General features: G+C 68.8%; 6 protein-coding genes. 4 read left to right on the top strand and 2 right to left on the bottom strand.

Annotated elements, in window-relative coordinates; genetic code table 11:
• Nucleotides 1-37: 37 nt before the first annotated feature.
• Nucleotides 38-1,747, bottom strand: a complete 1,710-nt coding sequence (locus GRX31_RS20570) for a tannase/feruloyl esterase family alpha/beta hydrolase (protein ID WP_160854530.1) — start codon at nt 1,745-1,747, stop codon at nt 38-40.
• Between the two features lie 195 nt (nt 1,748-1,942).
• Here GRX31_RS20570 and GRX31_RS20565 point away from each other — a divergent pair, with 195 nt between their 5' ends.
• Nucleotides 1,943-2,830, top strand: a complete 888-nt coding sequence (locus GRX31_RS20565) for an amidohydrolase family protein (RefSeq protein ID WP_046241907.1) — start codon at nt 1,943-1,945, stop codon at nt 2,828-2,830.
• A gap of 6 nt (nt 2,831-2,836) precedes the next feature.
• Here GRX31_RS20565 and GRX31_RS20560 read toward each other — a convergent pair whose 3' ends face one another.
• A complete protein-coding gene (locus tag GRX31_RS20560) occupies nt 2,837-3,337 on the bottom strand; it encodes a MarR family winged helix-turn-helix transcriptional regulator (RefSeq protein WP_016450569.1) in 501 nt (166 codons plus the stop codon).
• Nucleotides 3,338-3,553: 216 nt separating this feature from the next.
• On the opposite strand from GRX31_RS20560, the gene GRX31_RS20555 reads away from it, so the two are divergent.
• Genes GRX31_RS20555 through GRX31_RS20545 form a run of 3 tightly spaced genes read left to right on the top strand, consistent with a single transcriptional unit; the run spans nt 3,554 to nt 7,107 of the window.
• A complete protein-coding gene (locus tag GRX31_RS20555; RefSeq protein WP_160854528.1) occupies nt 3,554-5,383 on the top strand; it encodes a CocE/NonD family hydrolase in 1,830 nt (609 codons plus the stop codon).
• 51 nt (nt 5,384-5,434) lie between these two features.
• On the top strand, nt 5,435-6,061 hold the full coding sequence (locus GRX31_RS20550; RefSeq protein WP_160854526.1) for a TetR/AcrR family transcriptional regulator: 627 nt from the start codon (nt 5,435-5,437) through the stop codon (nt 6,059-6,061).
• A complete protein-coding gene (locus GRX31_RS20545; RefSeq protein ID WP_160854523.1) occupies nt 6,058-7,107 on the top strand; it encodes a DUF418 domain-containing protein in 1,050 nt (349 codons plus the stop codon). Before GRX31_RS20550 ends, GRX31_RS20545 begins: the two co-directional genes overlap by 4 nt.
• The last annotated feature ends 53 nt before the right edge of the window (nt 7,108-7,160 follow it).

The raw sequence follows: 7,160 nt of genomic DNA, 5'->3' as shown, positions 1-7,160 counted from the left end.
GGTGACCGTTCAGGCGCCGCCCGCCTTCAGTGCATGGTCAGCGGCAACTGAAGCTGGCAGCGCTTTCCATGTCGCCGCTGCCGTTGTAGCGGGCGGCCAGCGGATGGGGGCACAGCGGCCGGGTGCGCGTGGGCGACCAGTTGGCGGGCAGGTCGGCGTTGGCGCCGCCCGCGTTGCCCGCGCCGCGCGCACTGGCGATCACGCGGTCCGGCGCCTGGCCTTTCTCCACCCAGGCCACGAGGGAGCTGAGCATGTCGAACTGATCGGTGGCCGGGCCGCCGCTGCAGTGGTTCATGCCGGGCACCAGGTACAGGCGGGCGAAGTCGGCGGCGTCGCCATGGTTGCGGCGCAGCGTGTCGTACCACTGCACGGTGTCATCGCTGGAGAAGATGGGGTCGGCCGTGCCGTGGTAGACCATGAGCTTGGCGCCCCGGTTGCGCAGCACGGGCAGCTTGCCGTAGTCGGGCGGCATCATCAGCGACAGGCCGCTTTCCGTGAAGGTGCCGTTGGTCGCCTGCACCTTGGCCAGCATGCTGTCCACGCTGCCGTTGAGGGCGAACTGCGCGTCGTTGAAGCTGGCGGCGCTTTCCGGCGGCGTCTGCCAGATGAAGGCCACGGCACCGGAGTCGCGGCTGATGGGGTTGGAGAATTTCCAGCCGGCCCAGCCGGCCGTATCCAGGCCCGCGTCATATGGGAAGCTGCTGTAGATGCGGCTGCCGCCGCTGGTGGTGGCGCCCTTGAACAGGCCGGCAATGGTGCTCTTTTGCTCGGCGCTGAGGCAGCTGCCGTCGCGCGCACCGCCGCAGGTGGGCACATCGCGCGACAGGTCGAAGCTCGCCTGGCAGGCTGCGCCGGCCTGCACCATGCCGTCGGTGGCCCCGTCCAGCGCATCGCACCGGGCCAGCACGGCCTGGCTGACCAGGCGGCGCTCGGCCTGGGTGAAGCCCGTGCCCAGGTCCGAGGGCGTGGTCGCCAGCTTCGCATAGCCCTGGGCGCCGGCAATGTTGGCAATGGCCGCCAGCGGCAGGCGCGTGCCGGGGTTGCCGGCGATGATGCCGTCGTACTGGTCGGCATAGCGCGAGGCCGCCACCATGGCGTGGCGCCCGCCGTTGGAGCAGCCGCCCAGGTAGGAGCGGTCAGGCCCCTTGCCATAGGCCGTCTGCAGCGCGCTGCGCGCCATGGGCGTGAGCTTGCCCACGGCCTGGTAGCCATAGTCCAGCCGCGCCTGCGGGTCCAGGCCGAAGAAGGGACCCAGGCTGCCTGCATGCCCGGCATCGGAGCTGAGCACGGCAAAGCCCATCTGCAGCGCGTTGCCCAGCGGCCCGCCGCCCAGCGCGCCCACGGCCGTGCTCACGACGCCGTCCAGCCCGCCGTTGGCCTGGTAGAAGAAGCGCCCGTTCCAGTCGCGCGGCAGGCGCATCTCGAAGCCCACGGCGTAGTTCTGGCCATCCACGGTGCTGACGCGCTCGTGCATGCGGCCGGTCACGCGGCAGTGCTCGGCAATGGGCTTGCCCGCGACCGCCAGCGTGCCGGCGGCCACGGTCTCGGCGGCGGTGATGCGGGTGTTGGGGAAGGATATTTTCGCGGCCAGGTCCGTGCACGACAGCAGCGTGGCGGGGCGGGCCTCGGCCAGCTGCGCGATGCCGTCGCTCGAGCCGCCGCAGGCCGACAGCAGCAGGGCGGGCAGGGCGGCGGCCAGCGCGGCCGGCAAGGCGCGGGAACGGGTCTTGTGGATCTTTCTGTCCATGTCTGTCTCCTCGGAAGGTGGTGTGAAGCCTCAGCGCGAATCCGTTGCGTGGCAGCCGTTGCCTGCATCTGCATCGCTTTCTGATGGCCGCGATTTTGGTTATATTTAATAACCAATTCAAGCGGCCTTTGTGAATTTCTTATTGGGACTTCCCCTTGATTGCGGGGCAGGCAGCAGGCCGCACAGGAGACAGACATGGACCACGAAAAACTCATTGCCATCGACATCCACACGCACGCCGAGGTGAGCTGCTGGAACCCGTTCGACAACTACGGCGAGGAGTACGACCGCGCCGCCGACAAGTACTTCGGCAACGGCCGGCGCCCGACCATCGCCGAGACCGTGGCCTATTACCGCGAGCGCAACCTGGGCCTGGTGATGTTCACGGTGGACAGCGAATCGCAGCTGGGCCGGCGCCGCATTCCCAACGAGGAGATCGCCGAGGCTGCGCGGGCCAACAGCGACATGATGGTGGCCTTCGCCAGCATCGATCCGCACAAGGGCCGCATGGGTGCGCGCGAGGCGCGGCGGCTGATCGAGGAAGAGGGCGTCAGGGGCTTCAAGTTCCACCCCACGGTGCAGGGCTTCCATCCCTACGACCGCATGGCCTGGCCGATCTACGAGGTGGTGGCCGAGTACCAACTGCCGGCCATCTTCCACACGGGCCACAGCGGCATTGGCAGCGGCATGCGCTGCGGCGGCGGCCTGCGCCTGGCCTACAGCAATCCCATGCACCTGGACGACGTGGCCATCGACTTTCCCGACATGCAGATCGTGATGGCCCACCCCAGCTTTCCCTGGCAGGACGAGGCCCTGTCCGTGGCCCTGCACAAGCCCAATGTCTGGATCGATCTGTCGGGCTGGAGCCCCAAGTACTTTCCCCGGCAGCTGGTGCAGTACGCCAACACCCTGCTCAGGGACCGCGTGCTGTTCGGCAGCGACTATCCCCTGATCACGCCCGAGCGCTGGATGAAGGATTTCCAGGAAGCCGGCTTCAAGCCCGAGGTGATGCCCGGCATCCTCAAGGGCAATGCGGTGCGGCTGCTGGGCTTGGACCGGCCCGCCGCGCAGAAGGCGGACTGAGCGCGCTCAGTTGTAGATCTTCTGCAGCAGCTGGATCAGCGTTTTGCGCTCGGCATCGGTCAGGCGGTAGGTGGCATCCATCTCCAGCTGGGCTGCCGTTCTTTCTGCCTGGGCCGTGAGTTCGGCGCCGGCCGGCGTCAGGTGCACGCCCACGGCGCGGCGGTCTGTGGGATGGGGGCGGCGCTCGATGAGCTTGCGCCGCTCCAGCGCGGCGATCAGGCCCACCAGGTTGGGCGGCATCACGTCCAGCGCCGCGCACAGCTGGCGCGAGGTGATGCCGGGGTTGTGGGACACCAGGGAGAGCACGGAGAACTCCACCATCTTGAGATCGTGGGTGGCCATGCGCTCCACGAACACCTCGATGATGGACATCGAGGCACGCCGGGCGTTGTAGCCGACCAGGGTGTGCAGGAAAGAGGCGTCGATGGACGGCCCCGGCGCTGTGGTGCCGGACGGGGCCGTGTTCTCTTCGGACGGAGCGGGCTTGGATGTGCGGGCGCGGGGCATGGGGTCAAGGAACTGAAAATCGAATCATAGTGTGACGCGCGGCTGCCGTGGTCCGGGGCCTAAGGCCGTGGCGATTGTCCGCGTTCGCCTTCAGCCTGTCTTCAGGCGTGCTTCAGCCCCCCTTCAGCCTGCGCGTGCGCCATGCGCCCGGACGGTCCTACATTGCGGCCTGCCCCCTTGCGGGCATGACTGCATCAGCAACCAGGAGGACCATCCATGATGACTTTTCGCCATTCCCGCGCGTGGCTCGGCGCGGCCGGCATCGCCACCCTTGCCCTGGGCCTTGCGGCCTGCGGCGGGGGCTCTTCGGGCAGCACCAACCCCGGGCCGCGCATCTGGGGCTACATCCAGCTGCCTGACGGCAACAAGATGCGCTATTCGGTGGTCTTTCCCAAGGGGCCGGGGCCGTTTCCCGTGCTGATGGAGTACGACGGCTACGGATCGGGCTCGGTCACGGACCAGACCACCCAGGAATGGACCAAGGAAGGCTATGCCGTGATGGGCCTGAACGTGCCCGGCACGGGCTGCTCCACGGGCGAGAACCAGTGGGCCGACGCCTCCGTGGGCGCGGCCGGGGCGCACGCGGTGGAGTGGGCTGCGCGCCAGGCGTGGTCCACGGGCAAGGTGGGCATGGTGGGCTATTCGTACTCGGGCTACGACCAGCTGTGGGTGGCGGCCCAGCGTCCGCCCAGCCTCAAGGCGATTGCTCCTGGCAAGAACGTGGCCGATCCCTACCGCGACGTGGCCTATCCGGGCGGCATCCAGAACATCGGCTTTCCCGCCAATTGGTGGGGGCAGTTCCCCGCGATATGGCGCAAGGCCGCCGAGGACGCCAAGGCTCTGGACGGCGATACCGGATGCGCCCAGGTGGTGGAGGACAACATCCGCAAGATCCAGCGCCCCGACCTGGACATGGCGCGCTGGCTGGACGAGGACCGCTTCTTCGGCGCCCGCTATGCGCGCAAGAGCGCCATGTACACCACGCACCGCATCGACATTCCCACGCTGGGCACCCAGTCCTGGCAGGACGAGCAGGTGGGCACCCGCATGGGCTACTACGAGGACAGCATCGCCCCGGACAAGATGTGGCTGATCAGCTCCAACGGCGACCACCACACCGACAGCGCCCCCTTTATTCGCGAGACCATGAAGCGTTTTTACGCGCGCTTTCTCAAGGGCGAGAGCAACGGCTTCGAGCACACGCCGCGCGTGCTGCTGGCGCAGGAAATGCAGTGGATGAACGGTGGGGGCGACTATGGGCAGCTGCGCCCCTCGGCCGTGGCCAGCTTTGACCGGCTGCCCGTGCGCGTCACGCCCATGACGCTGTGGCTGCAGCCGGGCGGCGGGCTGGGCGATGCGCCGCCGCAGGCCGAGCGCCAATCGGCCAGCTACCGCTACCCGCTGCCGGGCGCCGATGCCAACCATCCCGACGCGGACACCGAGTCCGGCGCAGGCCAATGGACGGCCAGCCCCGCCGGGCAGGGCCTGCTGCGCTTTACCACGGCCCCGCTGCCGCGCGCGCTGAGCTTTTATGGCGAGGCCTCGCTGGACCTGTGGCTCAGCGCCACGGCCGGCGACACCGATGTGCAGGTCACCGTCTCGGAAGTGCGTCCCGACGGCCAGGAGATGTTCGTGCAGCGCGGCTGGCTGCGTGCCTCCATGCGTGCGCTGGACGGCCAGCGCTCCACCGCCTTGAGGCCCTGGGGCGATTTCACCGAGGCCGCCGTGCGCCCGCTGCGCTCCGGCGAGCCCACGCTGATGCGCGTGGAAATCCAGAAATTCGCCCATGTGTTCCGCGCGGGCTCCAGCCTGCGCGTGACCCTGGACACGCCTTCGCAGACCGGGTACTGGGCCTTCGACCATCTGTCCACGCCTTCGACCAACACCGTCTGGCTGGACCGCAGCCGGCCGTCGAAGATCGTGCTGGGCCACATCGCCTATGCCCATGAGCGGCAGCTGCCGGACTGCCGGCGCATGCTGCGCCAGCCCTGCAGGCCCAACGAGGAGGCCGTTCCTTCGGGCGTGGGCCCCCTGCCGCCGCTGTGATTTCATGCCCCGGTGTTGACCATGAATGAACGTTCGTTCATCATTCGGGGCATGAAAAAGAAAGAAGACATCAGCGAGCGCCGGGCTGTCATCGTGGAGGCCGCCCTGCAGTGTTTCGTGGAGCGCGGCTTTCACTGCACCAGCATGCGCGACATCGCGCAGGCTGCCTCGGTGAGCCTGGGCAACCTGTACAACCACTTCGACAGCAAGCAGGCCTTGATTGCCGAGGTCGCCACTCAGGAGCAGACCGAGCTGCTGCCCTTGCTTCAGGCGCTGGCGCGGGCCGCAGCCCCTTCGCTGCCTGTGGTGGCCCAATTCCTGGCCGCCTACCAGGCGCTGTGCCGTCAGCGGGAATGGGCCGTGCTCAGCGCCGAGTGCCTGTCCGAGATCGCGCGTTCGCCCGGGCTGGCGCCCGCCTTCGAGGCCAACCGCAGGCGCATGCTCGACGGACTGGCAGGCTTCATGGAGCGCGGGGCGCAGCAGGGCCTCTTGCGGCCCGCCGTGCCCGTGCGCCTGGCCGCGCAATTGCTGCTGGATGCCGTGGAAAGCGATGCGCTGCGCTTTGCGCTGGCGGTGACGCCGCAAGAAGACGCGGGGGCGGATGAAGGGGTCGATGTGCTGCATCCCGCCTTGCTGGCCTGCCTTCTTGGAGGCGAGGCACAGGGAGACGTGACATGAGGCATGCCACCGGCAGGGGCGCCCGCCTGGCGGGGCTGGACCTGGCGCGCTACCTGGCGCTGGCAGGCATGGTGTTCGTCAACTTCAAGCAGGCCATGCATCCCGCGCTGCAGGAGCCGGGCTGGCTGCTGTCGTTCTTCCATTTCCTGGAGGGCAAGGCCTCGGCCGCCTTCGTGGTGCTGGCAGGCCTGGGCCTGGTGCTGGCCACGCGCTCGCTGGAGCCGGCCACGGCGCGTCTCTGGACGCTGCGCCGCGCGCTGTTCCTGCTGGTGGCCGGTGGCATGAACCTGGTGATCTTTCCGGCCGACATCATTCACTACTACGCGGTCTACTTCGTGCTGGCCATCGCCTGGCTGCAGGCCGGCGCAAGGGCGCTGCTGGCCGGCATGGCGGCCGTGGCCATGCTGTCCGCCTGGGCCTTGCTGCAGCTGGACTACAGCCAGGGCTGGGACTGGGCCAGCCTGTCCTACCAGGGCCTGTGGGAGCCGGCCGGCTTTGCGCGCAACCTGCTGTTCAACGGCTTCCATCCGGTGCTGCCGTGGTTTGCGTTCTTCCTGTGCGGCATGCTGCTGGCACGCCTGCCGCTGGCCGAGCCGCGCGTGCAATGGACCTTGGTGGCTGCGGGTGGCGTGATGGTGGGATTGGCCTGCGCCGTCTCGGCGCTTGCGGCCCGCAGCGCTTGGGCGCCCTGGCTGGGCACCGGCCCCATGCCGCCCGGCCCTGCCTATCTGCTGATGGGCCTGGGCTGCGCCAGCATTGCCATCGGCGCCTGCCTGCGGCTGGCCGACCGCTGGCCCGGTGGACCGTGGCGCGGCCTGCTGCCGGCCGGGCGCATGACGCTGACCCTGTACCTGGCCCACATCCTCATCGGCATGGGGCTGCTGGAGGCCATGGGCGCGCTGGACGGATCGCGCAGCCTGCGCGAAGTGGCCGTGGCCGCCGCGCTGTACGTGATCATCGCCAGCCTGGCTGCCTGGGCCTGGAGCAAGAAGGTGGCGCAGGGGCCCGTGGAATGGGTGATGCGGCGGCTGACGGCACTGGGCTGACGCAGTCTTGCAGGGCGATGGCCCCGGGCCTGCGGCGTTGGCGACCCTGCTGT

The sequence above is a fragment of the Delftia sp. CH05 genome (assembly GCF_009827015.1).
In the GTDB taxonomy this organism is placed as follows: domain Bacteria; phylum Pseudomonadota; class Gammaproteobacteria; order Burkholderiales; family Burkholderiaceae_C; genus Comamonas; species Comamonas tsuruhatensis.
The sequence above is the reverse complement of the archived record's forward strand: the minus strand, read 5'-3'. Positions and strand labels throughout refer to the sequence as shown.